Origin of the sequence: Paenibacillus sp. LjRoot56, assembly GCF_964253335.1 — a bacterium.
Lineage (GTDB): Bacteria > Bacillota > Bacilli > Paenibacillales > NBRC-103111 > Paenibacillus_E > Paenibacillus_E allorhizoplanae.
The window spans coordinates 277,501-297,351 of sequence record NZ_CAXURV020000001.1 but is presented as its reverse complement, the minus strand read 5'-3'; the positions used below and the strand labels follow the sequence as shown (position 1 = coordinate 297,351).

Below are 19,851 nucleotides of genomic sequence, written 5' to 3'. Positions count from 1 at the left end.
CCTTTTCCAATTATATATGGTCAAAAATATAGCATACCTTAGTTTGTTCCTTCTGTTCGAAAGAAAAACATAGGTATGCTAGCAATTTCTAAGAGATTTTACCTTGCAATAATTCTAGCAGTCGGTTGAGATCGTCTTTTGAATAGTAGAGCAACTCGATCTTCCCTTTATCCTGCTGACTCTTAATTTTCACGGATGTCCGATAAATGTCTCGCAATTGCTCTTCTGCTTGATTAATATACGGATCTCTATTTTTTTCTTTTTGTTTTGCCTTTTCCTTTTCAGGGCCAGGTGGTTCTTCTAGCATCTTAATTGCCTCTTCAAGCTCTCTAACACTCCACTGTTTAGAGATCGTTGACTCTGCAAGTTCTTTCTTAATCTTATCGTCCTTCACACCAACAATTGCTCTCGCGTGCCCCATGGATAATGTTCCACGTGAAACATATTGTTTAATTGATTCAGGAAGGGAAAGCAATCTTAGGAAATTGGCAATATGAGATCTACTCTTACCAACCTTCGCTGACAGCTCTTCTTGAGTCAAAGAGAATTGATCAATGATACCTTGGTAAGCAAAAGCGATCTCAAGCGCATTAAGATCCTCACGCTGCACGTTCTCAATCAATGCGATCTCCATTACCTGTTGATCGGAAAGAATTCTTTCCACAGCCGGAATGGTTGGCGTTCCTGCAACTTGTGATGCACGGAAACGACGTTCACCCGCAATGATTTCGTAGCCCTTAAGAACCTTCCGAACAATGATAGGTTGAATGACGCCATGCTCCTTGATCGACTCTGAAAGTTCCTTAATACTATCTTCATTAAAATGCTTTCTAGGCTGATACGGATTGGCTCTCAATTGAGCCAGTGGAATCTGAATGACTTTATCGCTCTCATCAATATGCAAGGACGTTATTAATGCGTCTAATCCTTTACCTAAACCTTTAGAGAGGCCTTTGGTCATACTGAGATCACTTCCTTAGCAAGTTCTAAATAAACTTCCGCGCCCTTTGATCTAGGATCATACGTAATAATGGATTGCCCATGACTCGGCGCTTCACTCAAACGTACATTACGAGGAATAATCGTTTGATAAACCTTTGTTTGGAAGTACTTTTTAACTTCTTCAATAACCTGAATACCTAAGTTCGTCCTTGCATCAAACATCGTCAATAGGACACCTTCAATTTGAAGTCCTGTATTTAAATGCTTTTGCACCAATCGCACTGTGTTCAGAAGTTGGCTTAAACCTTCTAAGGCGTAGTATTCACACTGAATAGGGATGATTACGGAATCCGCGGCAGTTAAAGAATTGATCGTTAAAAGGCCAAGTGATGGAGGGCAATCTATCAAAATATAATCATATAAGTGTTTGACAAGTTGAAGTGACTTCTTTAATCGAACTTCTCTTGAAATGGTTGGAACCAATTCAATCTCCGCACCAGCTAGTTGAATCGTTGCCGGAACAATTTTAAGATTCGGTACATTTGTTTCCACTGTTGCATCTTTTGGATGTACGTCATTAATCAATACATCGTAAATGCAATTTGTAACATCAGCTTTATTCACACCAATACCACTTGTTGTGTTCCCTTGCGGGTCAATATCGACCAAAAGAACGCGTTTACCAAGCGAAGCTAATGAAGCGCCTAGATTCACAGAAGTCGTCGTCTTGCCGACGCCACCCTTCTGATTCGTTATTGCAATAATTTTAGACAAAACCATTTCACCTCTATCGCTTATGTTCCATAATGCTATTTAACAAGCAGTAGTACTATCTTACCATATCTATCAATCAGTTACCTTATGAATATTTGATAGATTCGTGCCATTAGATGCAAAAAAAACGGCTTGCGCCGTTTTAGGTAGCAGAAATGCCTAAATTATCGCTTAGGAATCTTAATTATAATTTCGTAATGATCTTCATGATCTTGTTCTGATGTATTAATATGTAAGCCCGAACTTGAAACCATTTCAACCGACTGTCGAATGGTATTGAGAGCAAGTCGAACGTCCTTCGTAAAGGATACACGACGTGACTTCTTAATCTTCGCCGCTTCCTTCAGGAAACTTATTTTGATTTCCGTTTGTTTAACGTTTAATTCTTTCGTGATAATCTCTTCTAGTAATTTGACCTGTTGCTCTTCTTGATCTAAAGCTAATAGAGCCCGAGCATGACGCTCCGTAATCTTACGTTCCATCAAAGCCATTTTAACAGGTTCGGATAATTGCAATAAACGAATCTTATTGGCAATTGTGGATTGGCTTTTGCCTAAACGCTGTGCAAGGCTTTCCTGCGTAAGATCATGCATCTCGATCAATTGATGATAAGCTGCAGCCTCTTCAATCGCAGTAAGTCCTTCACGCTGCAGATTTTCAATAAGTGCAATGGATGCTGCTTGTGAATCATTAAAGTCCCGAACAATAGCTGGGATCGTATCAAGACCTAACTTTTTCACCGCACGCAAGCGTCGTTCGCCTGCAATCAATTCAAATGTATTATTTTTGACTCGAACAACGATAGGTTGAATAATACCATGTGTTCGAATGGTTTGGCATAGTTCATCAATACGATCATCATCGAATAATGTTCTTGGCTGATAGGGACTTGGAATAATACTATTTACGGGTATGTTTTTGACCTCATCCGTCGTCGAACGATCTGCAAGGCCAAATAGCTTCGATATTTGTTCTTTCATAGGAAAACTTACCACCAACTCTTCCCGTAGTTTAAGCGATCAGTACAGTTACAATAAACGGATACAACGCCCTGTACAAGGTAAAAAGATCTTTTCGCCATTCCGAGACGATGTCATTCATGCTGTCTGATTCTAGTAAATTTAATCTATCAATTGCGAATATCCAACCACAACATCACAAATAAAAGGTAAGGCGAAGCCAGTATATGACGGGCTTTCACCTTATATAGGTATTCTCCATCGAAGGCCATAATCCTTCTCTACAACAGGTATGCTGCCAAATGTTTCACGTGAAACATTCCTATTATTTGAAAAGTGGTTCCTTTAAAGGGATCCCTGCTTTTCTAGGATATCTAGCTGGTGTAGCAGCTGTCTTCTGTATCTCCACAAAATGTCTTACGGATTCTTCGATAGGTAGAATCATACGATTAACCTTCGTTACTTTTCCTCGCAGCTCTACTAAACTATAGGAAGAGTCTTTAATCTCATCATCCACTTCGGAACCCTTCATTGCAATGAAAGTCCCTCCACTCTTGACAAATGGAAGACAAAACTCATTTAGCACTTGCAGTCTCGCAACCGCTCTAGCAGTTACGAGGTCAAAGTGATCACGATAACGAGGAAGTCTAGCAATGTCCTCTGCCCTACCATGTACACAGTCCATATTCGTCAAACCGAGTTGAGAGACAATTTCTTTCAAAAATAGAATCCGTTTATTCAAAGAATCAACAATAGTAACATGAAGATGAGGAAATGCAATTTTAAGAGGTATACTTGGGAATCCCGCGCCTGAGCCAATATCAGCAAGAGATTTAACCTTCCCCATGTCGTAATTGAAAGCCACAGAAAGAGAATCATAGAAATGTTTAAGATAAACTTGGTCTCTCTCTGTGATACCTGTTAGATTCATTTTCTCATTCCACTCTACGAGTGTCTTGTAGTACTGTTCAAACTGATCTAACTGTTCCGTAGAAAGAGTGATATTTTCTTGGGCTAATAACTCTGTGAATTGTTGCTGTATAGCATCCATATCTTTAACCTCTAGCCGCTATGACTCTATTGTAATGTTCGAGATAAACAAGCAAGATAGAAATGTCCGAAGGTGTAACCCCGCTAATCCGAGATGCTTGCCCAATCGAGATTGGACGGATTTTTGCGAGCTTCTGTTTCGCTTCTGTGGCAATTCCATGGATCTCACTATACTCAATATCATCCGGAATCTTTTTCTTTTCCATTTTTCGCAAACGATCAACTTGATTACTTTGCTTTTCAATATAACCCGCATATTTTACTTGAATGCCAACTTGCTCCTTCATATCTTCATCTAGGTCAAAAGGAGACATCGTCATTTGTTCAATATGTGCATACTCAATCTCAGGACGACGCAATAAGGAAATCGCTGGAACCGAATTCGTCAATTCCACACTTTCCAAGCTTCGAAGCAATTCTTGAACGTGAGGCTCAGGTTTCACCTTCACTTCAGATAAACGTTCAATTTCTTGCTCTACAAGCGATTTTTTGTTCAAAAATTTCGCATAGCGCTCTTCAGAAATCAATCCAATTTCATGACCAATCGGCGTCAAGCGAAGATCCGCATTGTCATGACGAAGCAACAAGCGATATTCTGCACGTGAAGTAAGCAAGCGATATGGCTCACTAGTTCCTTTTGTTACAAGATCGTCAATGAGAACGCCGATATAACCTTCCGAACGATCCAATACAATAGCTTCCTTCTCTTGCACTTTACGCGCGGCATTAATCCCAGCCATAACCCCTTGACCAGCTGCCTCTTCGTATCCAGAAGTCCCATTAATTTGTCCAGCTGTAAATAACCCACTAACCAGCTTCGTTTCCAACGAAGGCTTCAATTGCGTTGGTACTACCGCATCATACTCGATGGCATAACCCGTACGCATCATTTCAACTTTTTCTAGTCCAGGAATAGAACGTAGGATGCCCAACTGCACATCTTCCGGCATACTCGTAGAAAGACCTTGAACATAATACTCCGACGTACTGTGACCTTCTGGCTCTAGGAAGATTTGATGCTTTGCCTTATCAGCGAAACGAACAATTTTATCTTCAATAGAAGGGCAATACCTCGGTCCAGTCCCTTCGATAGCACCAGAGAACATCGGAGCGCGATGGAGATTATCATTAATAATTTGGTGAGTTTCTGCAGACGTATAAGTTAACCAGCAAGGCAATTGTTGATTATGATTAGAACCATACTTCGTTTCGAACGAGAAAAACTTCGGTTGCTCATCGCCTGGCTGAATTTCTGTTTTGCTAAAATCAATCGTATCTCCATGAACGCGCGGTGGCGTTCCTGTTTTAAATCGAACCAAGTCAAAGCCTAGCTTACGCAAGGACTCCGATAATTTAACGGATGGTTGCTGATTATTGGGACCACTCTCATACATCAGTTCGCCCATGATGACCTTACCGCGCAAATACGTACCGGTGGTCAAAACGACAGATTTTGCATAATACTCAGCGCCTGTCTTTGTAATCAAACCTTTGCAAACACCATTCTCAACGATAAGCTCCTCTGCCATTCCTTGACGAAGTGTCAAATTAGGTGTAGCTTCAATCGTTTCTTTCATTTTATGCTGATACGAAAATTTATCGGCTTGAGCACGCAACGCATGAACAGCTGGTCCCTTCCCTGTATTCAACATACGAAGTTGAATATAAGTTTTGTCAATATTGCGACCCATCTCACCACCAAGCGCGTCGATCTCACGAACAACGTGTCCTTTCGCTGGACCACCGATGGATGGATTACAAGGCATGAAAGCAACCATGTCTAAATTGATCGTTAATAGCAACGTATTACAACCCATGCGAGCTGAAGCTAAAGCTGCCTCACAACCTGCGTGTCCGGCACCAATAACGATAACGTCATAATTCCCTGCGTGATATCCCATAGAAACGTCCCTCCCTCTTTTATGAAAACGCAAATGCTGTCGATTTTCATTTTCCTAAGCAGAATTGTGTAAAAATTTGATCGATTAGGGATTCACCTACGGAATCGCCGATAATCTCCCCTAACTGCTCCCAAGCAGCCCGGATATCAATTTGAATCATATCAATCGGTACATATTGCTCATTGGCATCCAACGCATCCTGTAAAGAACGTTTGGCCTGCTTCAACAAAGAAATATGGCGAACATTACTCACATATGTCAAATCACTGGATTCAAGCTTTCCTTCAAAGAAAATCGCCGCGATCGCTTTTTCCAAATCCTCAATACCTTTATTCTCAATCAGGGACAGTTCCACAATACGCTCTTGCGGGAAATAACTGAGAACCTGTTCCACATCTAATTTGCGATCCAAATCAATCTTATTTAAAATAACGATCGTTTGTTTATCCGCCAACTGCTTCATCAACGCAATCTCGTCGAGTTGAAGCTCATCGTTACTATTCAGTACCAGTAAAATGAGATCAGCCTCGGCTAAAGCAGTCTTAGACCTCTCCACACCAATCTGTTCGACAATATCTGAAGTTTCGCGAATACCAGCCGTATCAAGCAGCTTCAACGGAATACCGCCAATATTAACGAACTCCTCAATGACATCCCTCGTAGTTCCTGGGATATCAGTAACAATAGCCCGATTCTCTTGGGCTAATTCATTCAACAAGGAAGACTTCCCAACATTAGGTTTGCCGACAATTGCTGTCTCAATGCCCTCACGCAAAATTTTACCTTGTTCTGCAGTCACCAATAAACGATCAATATCCAACATGACCGTATCACACTTCGTCTTGATGAACACATTAGTCATTTCCTCTACATCATGTTCAGGATAATCAATATTCACCTCAACATGAGCCATTAACTCCACCAGGATGTATCGTAAATGCTTAATCTGTTTGGATAAATTGCCTTCCACCTGCTTCAAAGCTACCTTGAAAGCTCTATCGGATTTAGCCCGAATTAAGTCAATAACCGCTTCTGCCTGTGTTAAGTCAATACGACCGTTCAAAAAAGCTCGCTTTGTAAACTCACCAGGCTCAGCTAAGCGAACCCCTTGTACTAGTAATAAATCAAGTACTTTCTTAACGGAGACAATCCCTCCGTGACAACTAATTTCGACAACATCCTCCATGGTGAAGGATCGCGGAGCTTTCATTAACGTAACTAGAACCTCCTCTACCTTTTCGGTGGAAGCAGGTTCTATAATGAATCCATAATGTACCGTATGCGTGTCAGCAACAGATAATTTCGTTTTTGAGCGGAAAATACGTTCAACGTATGTGACAGAATCCTCGCCGCTCACACGAATAACCGCTATCCCACCCTCTCCAAGCGGTGTAGAAATAGCAGCAATCGTATCATTTAACATAGTATTTGCACCTCGAATTTACCTCATCTTAAAGAAAAAGCAATGACATATGAACCAAGTCATTGCGATCTGTGTTATTTAACAGCGATGACAACCCGACGATTCGGTTCTTCGCCTTTACTGTATGTTTTGATAACCGGATGCCCTTGTAATTCCGCATGAATGATTTTACGTTCTTGCGAATTCATCGGCTCCAAAATAACTTCTTTTTTCGACTTAATCACGCGATTAGCCAGTCTCAACGCCAGCTCTTCCAACGTTTTCTTCCGTCGATCACGGAAATTTTCCGCATCTAAGATGATACGGAAATGAGAATTCGCATACCGATTACCAACAATATTAACTAAATACTGAAGCGCATCAAGTGTTTGTCCTCTTTTTCCGATCAAAATACCTAATTCCGAGCCACTCATGTTTAAGATATAGCCTTCACGATCTTTATGTGTATCTATGGTGATGGAAATTTGCATCGCTTCGAACATATCTTGTAAGAAAGCTATCGCTTCCTCAAGTGGATCGGGTATCAATTCGAGCTCAACCTTCGCAACTCTGGATCCAATAAACCCGAACAACCCTCGTGAGGGCTGTTCCAAAATATGAATTTGTACTCGATCCTCCGAAACTTGCCATTGATCTAGACCAGATTTAACTGCTAGTTCAATTGTCTTTCCAGTCACCACGATTTTCTTCATTTCGACAGGCCACCCTTATTATTTTGAGATCCAGGCTTTTTTTGTGAACCAGGAGCACCATAGATGAAATAAGACTGAACGATTGTGAAAATGTTACCGTAAATCCAGTATAACGGAAGCGCTGATGCAAAATTCATGGACATTACAAAAATCATGACCGGGAAAATGTACATTAAGCTTTTCATTTGTTGATTCATTTGGGAAGACATAAACATTTGTTGAATGAACGTCGTAGCCGCGGCAATCAACGGTAAGATGTATAGGTGATCCGGCTTACCAAGATTCAACCACAGGAACGTGTGCTCATGAATTTCTTGGTTACGCATAATCGCTTGATAAAGAGCGATTAGAATTGGCATTTGAACAATGATAGGAAAACAACCAGCTAACGGATTTACACCATTTTGTTGAAATAGTTTCATCGTTTCTTCTTGTTGCTTTTTCGCATCATCTTTATATTTCTCTTTAAGCTTTTTCATTTCAGGCTGCAGATCCTGCATCCGTTTAGAACTTTTGTATTGCTTAAGCGTAAGCGGCAAAATAATCAATCGAATAATCAATGTAACAACCAAGATGGATAATCCATATTGACCCCATAGATGATCGGCGAACCAGTCAAGCGTTTGTGAAAGCGGGTACGTAAAGTACTTAGTGAAAAAATTAGCCGTGTTCGGATCGATTGGCGCTGATGCTGCACTTGACGGGCTACATCCGGACAAAAGTAAAATCACCGAAGACAGTGCTACTAGCATATAAATTCGACGAGTCAAAATGAGATCCTCCTAAATGTCTTTTCCAAGATAAACTATAACACATCTTCAGTCCGCAAGGAAATATTGCGTCACTTTTTTAATGCGTCATTTTTTTTATATAAAGAAGCTTTACGAATGACATGCCAGATGCTCTTCTCCATGTCTGCGTAAGCCATATCAACAACCGGTTTTCTAGCCAGCAGAATGTAGTCATATTGAGGCGTCATGTTTTCTTTTTTCAACCGAATAATTTCTTTCATCATTCGTCTCAAACGATTACGTACAACTGCATTTCCTATTTTCTTGGAAACCGATACACCGAAACGAAACGCTTCTGCTTTCGGCTGCGGCAAATAGTATAGAACGAATTGCTGATTGGCCATCGATTTCCCATAGCGATACACCTTACTAAAGTCTTCTCTTTTTGCTAACCGATATAGTTTCTCCACAGCCATGTACACTCCAGACAGATCACATTCATTAGTTGAAAGGACACTACATATCTAATCTAGTTTTAACAAAACCAGTTCAATGTAAACCGACGTTCCAAATGCAAAAAAAAAAGCCCCTTTCGGAGCCTCTTCTTACGCGCTAAGAACTTTTCTTCCTTTAAGACGACGAGCTTGTAGAACTTTACGACCGTTCTTCGTGCTCATTCTTTTACGGAAACCATGGTTCTTCTTACGCTTTCTCGTATTCGGGTTAAATGTTGGACCCATCTATAGCACCTCCCTACCTGGCTGAGGATATCCATCCTACAAAATTTCTACTACTCATTAAATCATTTTCACAGAAGAAAGTCAACCTACCCAAGTGTGCAGTATTTGGATGGCGGAAAACCTCGATAACGGCAAAAAGAACAAGCTGTGTATAAAGTTTTGACGAGAAAGAACAAACTTTGTCGAAAATCAACAGAATATCAACAATATCTAGTGTTGTGAACAATTTCTACCCACAAGTTGTTGTTATTGTGGATAATGCGAAACAATCCGTTGATTAACAAGGTATCTTTTGTTAAGATAGTAATGTTTCTGCTGTGGATATACACCACTAATCCTCCGAGTTATCAACAACCTGTGGATAATAATGTGCACAAACTTCCCTCTACAAGAATAAGTCATTTCTGCGGATCCTTAGTAATGTGGATAAAACCGACAAAAGTCATCCTTTTTTGACCCCACCAGACACTAGATTCTTTTAGACGGTATTTGGGCATACTAAATGCTAACTACCAATTCATCGAGATTCCAACGTGAGTTATTTGTTTCACGTTTTATCCATAAATCATAACCATGTTCTCCTGGCCTATGCCACATGTTTGATTCAAAAGGAGTGAAGTACTGTGGAAGGCCATTCTACGGACCTTTGGCAACAAATTTTAACGATTATTCAAACGAAGCTCAGTAAACCAAGTTTCGACACCTGGCTCAAATCGACGAAAGCTACTGTATTCAACGATTCAACAGTCATTATTTGCGCTCCTAATAATTTTGCGCAGGAGTGGCTTGAGAGTAGATACACGAAGCTAATCGAAGGAACGATCTACGATTTTACGGGAAAGCATGTATCCGTTAAATTCATTATCGAAACCGAAGATCAGAAGTCACAATCGATGCAAGCCATTCAACCCGTTGTCATTCCACCCAAAGGTCCAGCCATTGTTGCTGGTGAAGAAAACTTTACAAGTATGATGAACGCTAGGTATACATTTGATACCTTCGTCATTGGATCTGGTAACCGTTTTGCTCACGCTGCTTCTCTCGCCGTAGCTGAAGCGCCGGCCAAAGCGTATAATCCCCTCTTTTTATACGGGGGCGTTGGACTAGGTAAAACACATCTCATGCATGCGATCGGACATTATGTACTTGAACATAACCCTGGCTCTCGGGTTCTATATATATCCTCCGAAAAGTTCACGAATGAATTTATCAATGCAGTCCGTGATAACCGCGGGGAAGGCTTTCGTAACAAGTATCGAACCATTGATGTACTGCTCATCGATGATATTCAATTCCTTGCGGGGAAAGAAGGAACGCAGGAAGAGTTCTTCCACACATTTAACGCGCTTCATGAGGAAGGAAAACAAATTATTATCTCAAGTGACCGTCCGCCTAAAGAGATTCCAACCCTGGAAGATCGGTTACGTTCACGATTTGAATGGGGACTTATCACAGATATTCAACCGCCAGATTTAGAAACACGAATCGCTATTTTACGCAAAAAGGCTAAAGCTGAGAATCTTGAGATTCCGAATGAAGCTATGATCTATATCGCGAACCAAATTGATACGAATATCCGAGAGCTGGAGGGTGCGTTAATACGTGTTGTTGCGTACTCGTCCCTTATTAATCAAGATATTAGTGTTCATTTAACGGCTGAAGCGTTGAAGGATATCATCCCATCGAACCGACCAAGAGTCATTACGATACAGGATATTCAAGCAAGAGTTGGAGAATTCTATGGTTTAAAGCTCGAGGATTTCAAAGCGCGTAAACGAACAAAAGCCGTGGCATTCCCAAGGCAAGTAGCGATGTACCTTGCACGGGAACTCACAGACTTCTCTTTGCCGAAAATCGGAGATAATTTTGGAGGTCGCGATCATACGACCGTCATACATGCGCATGAGAAAATTGTGCAGCAGCTCAAAGTGGATCAAGAATTATATAAGATTGTCCATAACTTAACGGAACGCATCAAAAACCCCTCTTAATAACATCACTTTTTCCATAAGCCTATGCACAATCTATTCACATGTGGATAGGCTTGCTCTATCTCAGGTTCATCCACATATCCACATATCCAGAGCCCCTACTGCTATTACTAATAAAGAATGTTATTATATAATGATTATGCTAACGCACCGTAAAAAAAGAACTGCAGGAGTGAAGTCATGAAATTAACTATCCTAAAAGACCATTTAATCGAATCCATTGGTCACGTTTCCAAAGCCATATCCTCTCGAACAACGATACCCATTCTTACAGGGATCAAAATAGATGCAACCTTAAGCGGTGTTACGCTAACAGCTAGTGATACCGACATTTCCATTCAAAGCTTTACAGCAAGTGAAAACAGCACCATTAAAATTATTGAACTTATTCAAGCTGGGAGTGTTGTACTTCCCGCTAAATTTTTCGTTGAAATCATTCGTAAGCTGCCAGCACAACTAATCGAAATTGAAGTAAAAGCTAACTTCCAAACGATTATTCGTTCAGGTTCTTCCGAAATTCAAATCATGGGCCTAGATCCAGATGAGTATCCACTGCTTCCTGAAATCGAAGAAAGCAAAATGCTTCGCCTTCCAAGTGATTTGCTTAAAACAATGATTAAACAAACGTCTTATGCTGTATCCACCAATGAATCAACGCCTATTCTTACAGGAGTTCTTTGGAACATTTCAGGTGATAAGTTGAAATTTATCGCATGTGATCGTCATCGCCTGGCAAGTAGAGAAGTCACAGTTGATAACGAACAAGCACAAAACCTGCCTAATATCGTTATTTCAGGACGTACACTGAATGAGTTAAGCAAAATTTTGCCTGATCAAAACACCCTTATAGATATAGTTATTGCGGACAACCAAGTTTTATTCAAAATTCAATCGATTTTATTTTATTCGCGTATTTTAGATGGGACTTACCCAGATACGTCTAAGCTCATTCCGCAATCATTTCAAACGGAAATGGTTGTTCCAACAAAGGAATTGGCTGAAGCGATCGACCGTGCCTACCTTCTCTCCAAAGAGGACAAAACGAATATTGTTAAAATGATGATGCTTGAAGACAAAACCATCGAAATTTCGTCGAGTTCCTCCGAGCTAGGTAAAGTAACTGAACAAATTGCCCTGCAGCATATTGTTGGTGACTTACTTAAGATTTCGTTTAACTCCAAATATATGTTGGATGCACTGAAGGTACTCGACTCCGAATTTATTCAAATTGGATTTACGGGAGCTATGCAACCGATCATTATGAAACCGCAAGATTCGACGAATATTTTGCAGTTAATTTTGCCATACCGAACAACGAATTAAGGGAGCGCTCGTATGAAACAAATAGTTATCAACACTGCATATATTACACTTGGGCAATTTTTGAAGTTATCGGACTGCATATCCACAGGTGGACAAGCTAAATTTTTTGTTGTGGAAACCAAAATCGAAGTGAACGGGCAAGCTGAAAATCGCAGAGGTCGGAAACTTGTGCCGCAGGATATCGTCAAGGTAGAAGGTTTTGGACAATTCGAGGTCATAAGCTCCTGATCGGAATACCCAGGGGGATGATCGGCAATGTTTCTAAATAAACTCGTACTCAGTCATTATAGAAATTACGATCATGTTGAATTAACAACATCGAATAACGTGAATATTTTCGTTGGACCCAACGCACAAGGTAAAACAAATTTGCTGGAATCCATCTATGTGATGGCCATGACCAAATCGCATCGTACCCACCAGGACAAAGAACTGATTGGCTGGAACGGTGAGCAAACGCTGCTGCATGCAGAGATTCAGAAATTGTACGGGAACTGTAAGCTGGATCTCTCCATCTCTTCCAAGGGGAAAAAAGCGAAGATTAATGGTCTTGAGCAAAAAAAGCTCAGTAATTTTATTGGTGCATTGAACGTTGTCATGTTTGCTCCAGAGGATTTAGAGATTGTCAAAGGAACGCCTGGCATAAGACGACGTTTTCTTGATATGGAAATCGGCCAAGTACAGCCCTCCTATATTCACGACTTATCTCAATATCAGAAAATCTTGGTGCAACGGAATAATTATTTAAAGCAAAATTACCCAGGAAAAAGCACACCTGACGCCATGTTGGACATCTGGAATGAACAATTAGCACAGTATGGTGTTAAAATTATGAAAAAGCGTCAAAACTTCATAAAGAAGCTTCAAAAATGGGCGGAGAATATCCACAGAGGGATAACGAACGACAGTGAATCGTTAGTGATTCGCTACTCCCCTTCTTTTGACATGGAGCCATTTGAAGATGAATCTGTTTTATTAAACCAATTTATGATAAAGTTATCTTTGGTGAAAGATCAGGAATTCCGAAGAGGTGTAACTTTAGTAGGCCCTCATCGTGACGATCTTCTCTTTTTCATAAATGACAAAGAAGTCCAAACGTACGGTTCCCAAGGTCAGCAGCGTACAACCGCGCTATCACTCAAGCTAGCAGAAATTGAGCTCATTCATGAAGAAGTCGGCGAGTATCCTCTGCTATTACTAGATGATGTCCTATCGGAACTGGATGAATATAGACAGACACAGTTAATTCGCACGTTTCAGCAGAAAGTCCAAACGTTTATTACGACAACAGGTCTAGAGAGTGTTCATTTGGATCAACTGGATCATGCTTCCGTGTTTCATGTTTTGAAAGGAAATGTAAACGGCAGGAGCTGAGAAGCATGTTTATTCATTTGGGTGGAGAGAAAATCATTAGAGCGTCTGAATTGATTGCTATATTTGATATTTCGATTGAGAAGTCATCTAAAATATCAAAGCAGTTCATTGGGCAAGCAGTCAAAGATAAGAGAACCGAGCAAATCGGTGAGGAAGATTGCAAATCACTGGTCGTGACGAAAAGTAAGGTGTATTATTCCCCTATCTCCTCAACAACGCTCAAAAAAAGAGCTAATCAGTTATTGACGAATTAACTTCTTTTAATATAAAAAAGCAGGTGAAGAGTAGCATGTCTGTGAATCAAAATGCGTACGATGACAGTCAGATTCAGGTTCTGGAAGGTTTAGAAGCCGTTCGCAAAAGACCGGGTATGTATATTGGTTCTACTAGTGCCCGAGGACTGCACCATCTCGTTTGGGAAGTTGTAGATAATAGTATCGATGAGGCTTTGGCCGGATTTTGTACGAAAATTGATGTAATCGTTCATAAAGATAATGGCATTACTGTTATTGATAACGGGCGCGGAATTCCTGTCGGTGAAAATGCAAAACTGAAAAGACCAACACTCGAGGTTGTACTTACCGTACTCCACGCAGGTGGTAAATTCGGTGGCGAGGATTCCGGTTACAAAGTATCCGGTGGTTTGCACGGTGTAGGTATTTCCGTGGTTAATGCGCTGTCTGAGCACTTAACTGTGCAAGTAAAGAATAAAGGTCAAATTCATCAACAAGAATACCGCCGCGGAACGCCGCAATATGATGTGAAAGTCATAGGTGAAACCGAAGAAACGGGCACCACGGTTACGTTCCATCCGGATCCGGAGATTTTTAAAGAAACGACCGAATACGATTTCGATACGCTGCAATCCAGAATTCGAGAGCTTGCTTTCTTGAATAAAGGCATCGAAATTAACTTGATTGACGAGCGTACGGATACTGTAGCAACGCATATGTATGAGGGCGGTATTGTGTCATTTGTGCAGCATTTAAATCGCAACCGTGAGGTCGTCAATGAAGTCCCGATCTATGTAGAAGGTGCGAAAGATAACATTTCGATCGAGATTGCTCTCCAGTATAACGATAGCTATACCGAGAACATTTACTCTTTTGCCAATAATATCAACACACACGAGGGTGGAACACATGAATCAGGATTCAAAAGCGCACTGACGCGGATTCTGAATGACTACGCCCGTAAAAATAATTCGATCAAAGAAAGCGACTCGAATCTATCTGGAGATGACGTGCGCGAGGGTCTTGCTGCGATTATTTCTGTGAAAATTCCAGAGCCTCAGTTCGAAGGTCAAACAAAAACGAAACTTGGTAACAGCGAAGTTCGTGGTATTGTGGAATCCCTTTTCGCAGAGAAACTGCAAGAATTCCTTGAAGAGAACCCAGCTGTAGCTCGCAAAATCCTTGAAAAAGGTATTCAAGCTGCTAGAGCAAGAGAAGCTGCGCGTAAAGCCAGAGAATTGACTCGCCGCAAAAGTGCGCTTGAAGTTAGTGCCCTGCCAGGTAAACTAGCAGATTGCTCTTCCAAAGACGCTTCAATCAGTGAGATTTACATTGTAGAAGGTGATTCTGCAGGTGGTTCAGCTAAGCAAGGACGTGATCGTCACTTCCAAGCGATTCTGCCTCTGCGCGGTAAAATTTTGAATGTAGAGAAAGCACGCTTGGATCGTATCTTATCCAATACCGAAATCCGTGCTATGATTACAGCTTTCGGTACAGGAATCAGCGATGATTTCGACATTTCCAAGGCACGTTATCACAAAATTATCCTCATGACGGATGCCGATGTGGATGGTGCGCATATTCGTACCTTGCTGCTTACCTTCTTATACCGTTACATGAAAAAACTAATTGAGACTGGCTATGTGTATATTGCACAACCACCACTCTTTAAGCTTGAGCGTAATAAAACGATTCGATATGCGTATAACGAGAAGCAACGTGAAGTCATTATGCAAGAGTTTGGTGAAGGCGTGAAAGTCAATGTCCAACGTTACAAAGGACTTGGCGAGATGAATCCGGGCCAGTTATGGGAAACAACCATGGATCCGGAAAGCCGTACACTACTCCAAGTGACGATCGAAGATGCTATAGAAGCGGATACACTCTTTGATTCATTGATGGGCGATAATGTAGAGCCTAGACGTGATTTTATCGAGGAACATGCGAAATACGTGAAAAATTTAGATATCTAACGTCGTCCGAGACGTTGCAAACGATGTAAGCTTTCAGGAGGAACATTCATGAGCGAAGAATTACATTCGCAAGTCAAAGAAATTGACATTTCGACCGAAATGCGTACATCCTTCTTAGACTATGCGATGAGTATCATTGTCAGTCGCGCACTGCCAGATGTTAGAGACGGTCTGAAGCCGGTTCATCGTCGTATCTTGTTTGCGATGTCTGAACTAGGTATGTCTCCAGATAAGCCACATAAGAAATCAGCGAGAATCGTTGGTGAAGTTATCGGTAAGTATCATCCACACGGTGATACCGCTGTGTACGAAACTATGGTTCGGATGGCACAAGATTTCTCCCTGCGTTATATGCTTGTTGATGGGCATGGGAACTTTGGATCCATCGACGGTGATATGGCAGCAGCCATGCGTTATACCGAGGCTCGTTTATCAAAGATTGCTATGGAGCTTCTTCGTGATATTAACCGAGAGACAATCGATTATAAACCAAACTACGATGGCGAAGAAAATGAACCCGTCGTTCTCCCTTCTCGTTTCCCGAACTTACTCGTTAACGGTAGTTCAGGGATTGCCGTAGGTATGGCAACGAATATTCCTCCACATAACCTAAGAGAGGTTATCGAGGGTATTCAGATGATGATCGAGAATCCAGATGTCACGTCTATGGAATTAATGCAAGCGATCAAAGGACCGGATTTCCCAACGGCTGGATTCATTCTTGGACGCGAAGGGATCAGATCAGCCTATACCACAGGTAGAGGCTCCGTTACGATGAGAGCTAGAACTGTCATTGAAGAAAATAATAATAAGGCTAGAATCATTGTGAATGAGCTGCCTTATCAAGTAAATAAAGCAAGATTAGTAGAGAAAATTGCTGAGCTTGTGCGTGAGAAGAAGATCGATGGCATCACGGATCTTCGAGATGAGTCAGACCGCAACGGGATGCGTGTAGTTATTGAGCTGCGACGCGATGTTAATCCTAACGTCGTTCTGAATAACTTGTTCAAACAGACCGCTATGCAATCTAATTTTGGAATCATTATGCTCGCTCTCGTCAACGGAGAACCAAAAGTTTTGAATCTTCGTGAGATGCTGCATTATTATCTGAAACATCAGCAAGAAGTTATTCGTCGTAGAACCGAATTTGATCTGCGTAAAGCGGAAGCTAGAGCGCATATTTTAGAAGGTTTACGTATTGCACTTGATCACTTGGATCAAGTCATTGCACTAATTCGCTCTTCTCGTACAACGGATGAGGCGAGAGAAGGACTCATGACGACATTTAGTCTGAGTCTGGATCAAGCACAAGCCATTCTCGATATGCGTTTACAGCGTTTGACTGGTTTGGAACGTGAGAAGATTGAAGCGGAATATGCGGAACTCATGAAGAGAATTGCTGAGCTTAGAGCGATTCTTGCCGATGAGCAGTTGATTCTTGCGATCATTAGTGAAGAACTAAATGAAATTAAAGAAAAGTTCGGTGATGACCGACGTTCTGAGATTACAGTTGGTGAAGAAAGCATTGAGGATGAAGACCTAATCCCACGTGAAGATGTCGTTATAACGATAACGCACACTGGCTATATTAAGCGCCTACCGGTTACGACGTATCGGAACCAGAAGCGTGGAGGACGCGGTGTCGTCGGTATGGATACAAAAGATAATGACTTCGTGGAACATTTGTTCGTAACGAATACACATCATTATCTCATGTTCTTTACGAATAAAGGGAAAGTCTACCGTTTGAAAGCTTATGAGATTCCAGATTTGAGCCGTACAGCTCGTGGAACACCAATTATTAACTTGATTCAAATCGAACAAGGGGAAACCGTAAATGCGGTCATTCCTGTTGAAAGCTTTGAAACAGAGCAATATCTTTTCTTTGCAACCAAGCAAGGGGTTGTTAAGAAAACACCAATTGATGATTATTCAAACATTCGTAAAGGTGGTTTAATCGCCATTAATTTACGAGAAGATGATGATCTCATTGGTGTGAAGCTTACGGATGGTAACCAGGGTATTATCATGGGGACTAAGCTAGGGATGTCCATTCACTTCCCAGAGAGTGATGTGCGTTCAATGGGCAGATCGGCTACGGGAGTAAAAGGTATTCACTTAGATGATGAGGATGCTGTTATTGATATGGACGTTGTTCATGAAGATAATAGTGTACTAATCGTAACCTCCAAAGGCTTTGGTAAGCGGACTCCTGTTTCCGAGTATCGGATTCAATCACGAGGCGGTAAAGGGATCAAAACTTTAAATGTCACGGAGAAGAACGGTCCGATTGTCGGTCTTAAAGTGGTGCAAGAAGATGAGGATCTGATGATTATTTCAGCATCGGGTACTGTCATCCGTACTAGTATGGACGGCATTTCTGTCATGGGGCGTAATACGCAAGGTGTTCGTCTGATTAACATACGTGAAGATGACGAAGTAGGGACGTTGGCTCGCGTTCAGAAGAATGAAGAACAGAACGAGTCTGAGGAAGACGGCGACTGGGAAGAGTCAGCAGAAGCGACAGAGTCAGAAGAATAAATTCTAGGGATGGGGCTTACAAACCCATCCCTTTTACTTTACAATATGAAGTATACGAAATAGTAAGGTGAGTGAATGACCGTGCCGACAGTAGCCGTTTCGCAATTAAAATATGGTGAAAGATTAGGCGATATTGTAATAACCAAGATGGGGAATACGCTTTTTCACAAAGGAAGAATCATTCAGGAGAGGGAAGTCGAAATTCTGAAAGCATTTCTCATTCCTTCTGTTTATATTGAAGTCAAGAACGGCAATGAAATGGAGCAAGTGAGTGAAGAGCCAAAAGTGAAAGAAGTTGAGGCTGTTCATCCGTTTTATGCGGAGTATCACAATATGGTGAAACTGCTCAAGAGAGTATTTCTTCTTGCGAATGGCGGACAACAGCTTCCTATCTTAGAAATTCGGACAGGCCTCGAAACGCTTATTCGACATATTGATGCTTATAAAGTGCTCACCTTCACACCTAAGAATCGGAATTTACATGAGTATATTTATCATAAAAGTATTTTAGTAAGCTTAACCTCGTACTCCTTAGCCAGATGGGCAGGTCTTCCGCAGAAGGATTTACTTCAAATCGCAATGGCAGGTTTACTTCACGATATTGGTACTAGCAAAGTGGATCGCACACTGCTGGAGAAGAAGACGCCTTTAAATGCTTCTGAAATGGACGAGATTAAGCAACATACACTGATTGGCTATCAGATTCTTAAGAATATGTCTGGCATTAATGAAGGGGTTAAATTAACAGCTCTTCAACATCATGAAAGAGAAGATGGTTCAGGCTATCCGCTCGGCGTAAAGTCTGACAAAATTCATGTGTATGCCAAAATTATTGCTATTGCTGATATCTATAATGCGATGACGAATGAGCGCTACTACAAACCTGCTATATCGCCTTATGCAGTATTAGAGCAATTGTTGAACGAATCCTTCGGTAAAGTAGATCCTACACTCGTTCAAGTCTTTATGAACAAATCTACGCAAATTAGTAACGGAACGCTTGTGAAACTAAGTGACAACCGCGTCGGTGAGATCGTGTTCTCTGATCGCTCACATCCTACAAGACCATGGGTTAATGTCAATGGTACAATTGTTAACTTAACCGTTGAAAGAAATCTATTTATTCAAGATGTGATTGGCCATATTTAAAATGCTATAATCAACCTTCACTCGCCGAGAGTGAAGGTTTTTTTTAAGTGTAAAA

General features: G+C 41.2%; 18 protein-coding genes. 8 read left to right on the top strand and 10 right to left on the bottom strand.

Annotation, left to right across the window (positions count from 1 at the left end; all coding sequences use genetic code 11):
* Nucleotides 1–88: 88 nt before the first annotated feature.
* The 10 genes from ACSQ8O_RS01330 to rpmH all read right to left on the bottom strand — a co-directional run bounded on the left by ACSQ8O_RS01330 (nt 89) and on the right by rpmH (nt 9,212).
* Nucleotides 89–961, bottom strand: coding sequence for a ParB/RepB/Spo0J family partition protein (locus tag ACSQ8O_RS01330; protein WP_056622671.1), 873 nt, complete (start codon nt 959–961; stop codon nt 89–91).
* On the bottom strand, nt 958–1,716 hold the full coding sequence (locus tag ACSQ8O_RS01325) for a ParA family protein (protein ID WP_056622827.1): 759 nt from the start codon (nt 1,714–1,716) through the stop codon (nt 958–960). The genes ACSQ8O_RS01330 and ACSQ8O_RS01325 overlap by 4 nt, the downstream gene beginning before the upstream one ends.
* A 164-nt stretch (nt 1,717–1,880) precedes the next feature.
* Entirely contained in the window at nt 1,881–2,696 is an 816-nt protein-coding gene (noc, locus tag ACSQ8O_RS01320) for a nucleoid occlusion protein (protein ID WP_436239409.1), read from the bottom strand.
* Between the two features lie 304 nt (nt 2,697–3,000).
* Nucleotides 3,001–3,726, bottom strand: a complete 726-nt coding sequence (gene rsmG, locus ACSQ8O_RS01315) for a 16S rRNA (guanine(527)-N(7))-methyltransferase RsmG (protein ID WP_436240148.1) — start codon at nt 3,724–3,726, stop codon at nt 3,001–3,003.
* A gap of 4 nt (nt 3,727–3,730) precedes the next feature.
* Nucleotides 3,731–5,626: a tRNA uridine-5-carboxymethylaminomethyl(34) synthesis enzyme MnmG gene (gene mnmG / locus ACSQ8O_RS01310; RefSeq protein WP_436240147.1), complete on the bottom strand. Its 1,896-nt coding sequence runs from the start codon at nt 5,624–5,626 to the stop codon at nt 3,731–3,733.
* Nucleotides 5,627–5,672: 46 nt separating this feature from the next.
* Nucleotides 5,673–7,049, bottom strand: coding sequence for a tRNA uridine-5-carboxymethylaminomethyl(34) synthesis GTPase MnmE (gene mnmE / locus ACSQ8O_RS01305; RefSeq protein WP_436240146.1), 1,377 nt, complete (start codon nt 7,047–7,049; stop codon nt 5,673–5,675).
* A 74-nt stretch (nt 7,050–7,123) separates the two neighbouring features.
* Nucleotides 7,124–7,741, bottom strand: a complete 618-nt coding sequence (jag, locus tag ACSQ8O_RS01300) for an RNA-binding cell elongation regulator Jag/EloR (RefSeq protein WP_056622682.1) — start codon at nt 7,739–7,741, stop codon at nt 7,124–7,126.
* Nucleotides 7,738–8,511 (bottom strand): membrane protein insertase YidC, encoded by a 774-nt coding sequence (gene yidC / locus ACSQ8O_RS01295; RefSeq protein ID WP_056622684.1) that lies wholly within the window; start codon nt 8,509–8,511, stop codon nt 7,738–7,740. The genes jag and yidC overlap by 4 nt, the downstream gene beginning before the upstream one ends.
* A gap of 71 nt (nt 8,512–8,582) precedes the next feature.
* Nucleotides 8,583–8,942 (bottom strand): ribonuclease P protein component, encoded by a 360-nt coding sequence (gene rnpA, locus ACSQ8O_RS01290; RefSeq protein WP_056622830.1) that lies wholly within the window; start codon nt 8,940–8,942, stop codon nt 8,583–8,585.
* Between the two features lie 135 nt (nt 8,943–9,077).
* Nucleotides 9,078–9,212 carry a 50S ribosomal protein L34 gene (gene rpmH, locus ACSQ8O_RS01285; RefSeq protein WP_028557239.1) on the bottom strand — a complete coding sequence of 45 codons (135 nt, stop codon included), beginning with the start codon at nt 9,210–9,212 and terminating at the stop codon, nt 9,078–9,080.
* Nucleotides 9,213–9,835: 623 nt separating this feature from the next.
* Between rpmH and dnaA the strand changes: the two genes are divergently transcribed.
* From dnaA to ACSQ8O_RS01245, 8 genes are all read left to right on the top strand, one after another.
* The gene (dnaA, locus tag ACSQ8O_RS01280; protein ID WP_056622690.1) at nt 9,836–11,203 is read left to right on the top strand and encodes a chromosomal replication initiator protein DnaA; all 1,368 of its coding nucleotides are present in this window, start codon (nt 9,836–9,838) and stop codon (nt 11,201–11,203) included.
* A 180-nt stretch (nt 11,204–11,383) separates the two neighbouring features.
* The gene (gene dnaN / locus ACSQ8O_RS01275) at nt 11,384–12,526 is read left to right on the top strand and encodes a DNA polymerase III subunit beta (protein WP_056622692.1); all 1,143 of its coding nucleotides are present in this window, start codon (nt 11,384–11,386) and stop codon (nt 12,524–12,526) included.
* 12 nt (nt 12,527–12,538) lie between these two features.
* The gene (gene yaaA, locus ACSQ8O_RS01270; RefSeq protein WP_056622694.1) at nt 12,539–12,754 is read left to right on the top strand and encodes a S4 domain-containing protein YaaA; all 216 of its coding nucleotides are present in this window, start codon (nt 12,539–12,541) and stop codon (nt 12,752–12,754) included.
* Between the two features lie 27 nt (nt 12,755–12,781).
* Nucleotides 12,782–13,900 (top strand): DNA replication/repair protein RecF, encoded by a 1,119-nt coding sequence (gene recF / locus ACSQ8O_RS01265; protein WP_436240145.1) that lies wholly within the window; start codon nt 12,782–12,784, stop codon nt 13,898–13,900.
* A 5-nt stretch (nt 13,901–13,905) separates the two neighbouring features.
* Nucleotides 13,906–14,154 carry an extracellular matrix regulator RemB gene (remB, locus tag ACSQ8O_RS01260; protein ID WP_056622698.1) on the top strand — a complete coding sequence of 83 codons (249 nt, stop codon included), beginning with the start codon at nt 13,906–13,908 and terminating at the stop codon, nt 14,152–14,154.
* 35 nt (nt 14,155–14,189) lie between these two features.
* The gene (gene gyrB / locus ACSQ8O_RS01255) at nt 14,190–16,106 is read left to right on the top strand and encodes a DNA topoisomerase (ATP-hydrolyzing) subunit B (protein WP_236293043.1); all 1,917 of its coding nucleotides are present in this window, start codon (nt 14,190–14,192) and stop codon (nt 16,104–16,106) included.
* 48 nt (nt 16,107–16,154) lie between these two features.
* On the top strand, nt 16,155–18,647 hold the full coding sequence (gene gyrA, locus ACSQ8O_RS01250) for a DNA gyrase subunit A (RefSeq protein ID WP_436240144.1): 2,493 nt from the start codon (nt 16,155–16,157) through the stop codon (nt 18,645–18,647).
* An 81-nt stretch (nt 18,648–18,728) separates the two neighbouring features.
* Nucleotides 18,729–19,796: an HD-GYP domain-containing protein gene (locus ACSQ8O_RS01245; protein ID WP_436241918.1), complete on the top strand. Its 1,068-nt coding sequence runs from the start codon at nt 18,729–18,731 to the stop codon at nt 19,794–19,796.
* Nucleotides 19,797–19,851 lie beyond the last annotated feature (55 nt).